At 66.9% G+C, this 2,139-nt stretch carries 4 protein-coding genes; all 4 read left to right on the forward strand.

The annotated features are described in order from the left end of the window. Window positions 1-754 (forward strand): 2-oxoglutarate dehydrogenase complex dihydrolipoyllysine-residue succinyltransferase (gene odhB, locus FV228_RS27530; protein WP_147857413.1); only part of this gene is annotated, 754 nt, incomplete at its 5' end. Window positions 755-876: 122 nt separating this feature from the next. Then, window positions 877-1,188 carry a hypothetical protein gene (locus tag FV228_RS27535; RefSeq protein ID WP_147857414.1) on the forward strand — a complete coding sequence of 104 codons (312 nt, stop codon included), beginning with the start codon at window positions 877-879 and terminating at the stop codon, window positions 1,186-1,188. Next, window positions 1,166-1,492: a pentapeptide repeat-containing protein gene (locus tag FV228_RS27540; RefSeq protein WP_147857415.1), complete on the forward strand. Its 327-nt coding sequence runs from the start codon at window positions 1,166-1,168 to the stop codon at window positions 1,490-1,492. Before FV228_RS27535 ends, FV228_RS27540 begins: the two co-directional genes overlap by 23 nt. Further along, the coding region (locus tag FV228_RS27545; RefSeq protein ID WP_147857416.1) for an SDR family NAD(P)-dependent oxidoreductase at window positions 1,489-2,139 on the forward strand (651 nt) is incomplete at its 3' end. The genes FV228_RS27540 and FV228_RS27545, both read left to right, overlap by 4 nt.

Genomic DNA, 2,139 nt, shown 5'->3' on the forward strand with positions numbered 1-2,139 from the left:
CGCCAAGGAGGCCCGACCGACCCCGCCGCGCGCGCCTTCCGCGCCCGACGATGCCGCGCGCGAGGAGCGCGTGCGTATGACGAAGCTGCGCCAGACCATCGCGCGCCGCCTCAAGGACGCGCAGGACACCGCCGCGATGCTGACGACGTTCAACGACGTCGACATGTCGGCCGTGATGGCGCTACGCAGCCAGTACAAGGACATCTTCGAGAAGAAGCACGGCACCAAGCTCGGCTTCATGGGCTTCTTCACCAAGGCGGTGATCGGCGCCCTCAAGGACGTGCCGGCGGTCAATGCCGAGATCGACGGGCAGGACCTCGTCTACAAGAACTATTACCACATCGGCATCGCGGTCGGCACCGATAAGGGCCTGGTCGTGCCAGTGGTGCGCAACGCCGACGACCTGTCGATCGCCGGCATCGAGAAGACCATCGCCGGCTTCGGCAAGAAGGCCCGCGACGGCAAGCTGTCCATCGAGGACATGCAGGGCGGCACCTTCACGATCACCAACGGCGGCATCTACGGCTCGCTGATGTCGACCCCGATCCTCAACGCCCCGCAATCGGGCATCCTCGGCATGCACCGCATCGAGGAGCGCCCGGTGGTCCGCGCCGGCAAGATCGAGGCGCGGCCGATGATGTACCTCGCGCTGTCATACGATCACCGGATCGTGGACGGTAAGGAGGCCGTGACCTTCCTGGTGCGGGTGAAGGAGGCGCTGGAAGATCCGGCCCGGCTCGTGCTGGATCTGTGATCCCGCGGTAGATCATCCGGATGCAGACATGGGTGTTCGTCTTGGAGATCGTGCGAAATCTGTGACTGGCCCTCGCGGCGCTGGTTGGGGCGGCACTGGCGTGGCGAAAGCTTGCACCAGAAGTGAAGCAGGCCGGGTCGGCTGCAACGCAGGTGGAGTTGGCGCGGCGTGCCCACGTCACGGAACTCTTCAACCGCGCGGCGGGGCAACTCGGCGACGGACAGCTCGAAGTCCGACTGGCGGCTATCTATGTTCTTCGCGAGATCGGGCGCGATTTTCCCGACCTCGCAGATCCGGTCTTCGAACTCTTGCAGGCACACCTTCGCGAGAGGCGGTCGCGTTACGAGGAGTCGGAACCGCCCATCGACGTAAGGGCTATTGTCGAGACGTTGCGCATGAGGATCGCTGCCGATGAACCATCAGGCGAATTCTAGCCCCCACCCGATCGTCAATCTTCAGGGCGCTTTTCTCCGTCACACGGATCTCAGCAACGCCGACCTGCGGCGCGCGGACCTGTCTCGAATCGATGCGAGCGGGGCCGCGTTTCGAAACTCGGACTTCCAAGATGCACGCTTGAGCGGTGCGATCTTGCGGGGCGCGGATCTGACCGGGGCCTTGAATCTGACTGAGGCGCAGCTCGCTACTGCGATCCTCGACGAGCACACACGACTGCCCACCTATATTGACCGTCAAACGCTTGTCGGCCAGCCGCGGGAATCAACGGGAGCCGAGCTTTGACCACGTCGCTTGGATCCGTCGCCATCGTCACGGGCGGCAGCCGCGGCATCGGGCGGGCTGTGTCGCTGTTGCTCGCGGAGCGCGGCTACGCGATCTGCCTGAGCTACGTGTCGGACGCGGCCGCGGCACAGGCGGTGGTGGATGCGATCACCGCCAAGGGCGGCAAGGCCCTGGCCGTGCGCAGCGATGTCGGCGTCGAGGCCGACGTGCTGGCGCTGTTCCAGGCCGCGGACGGGCTCGGCCGGCTCGCGGCGCTCGTGAACAACGCGGGCGTGGTCGACATGAAATCCGACGTGGCCGACATGAGCGCGGCCCGGCTCCAGCGCATGATGACCACCAACGTGGTCGGGAGCTTCCTATGCGCCCGCGAGGCGGTGCGGCGCATGTCGAACAAGCGCGGCGGGGCAGGGGGCGCCATCGTCAACCTGTCCTCGGTGGCGGCCCGCCTCGGCGGCCCCGGCCAGTTCGTCGATTACGCCGCCTCAAAGGGCGCGATCGACTCGCTGACCATTGGGCTCGCCCGCGAGGTGGCCGGGGAGGGCATCCGCGTCAACGCGGTGGCGCCCGGCATCATCGCCACCGAGATTCATGCGAGCGGCGGCGAGCCCGACCGGGTCGAGCGCCTCGGGCCCGGCGTCCCGATGGGC

The organism is Methylobacterium sp. WL18, from assembly GCF_008040015.1.
GTDB lineage: Bacteria > Pseudomonadota > Alphaproteobacteria > Rhizobiales > Beijerinckiaceae > Methylobacterium > Methylobacterium mesophilicum.

Excerpts from the sequence above, each read along its gene's own strand:
- FV228_RS27540 (WP_147857415.1), top strand. The coding sequence starts at position 1,166 with ATGAACCATCAGGCGAATTCTAGCCCCCACCCGATCGTCAATCTTCAG.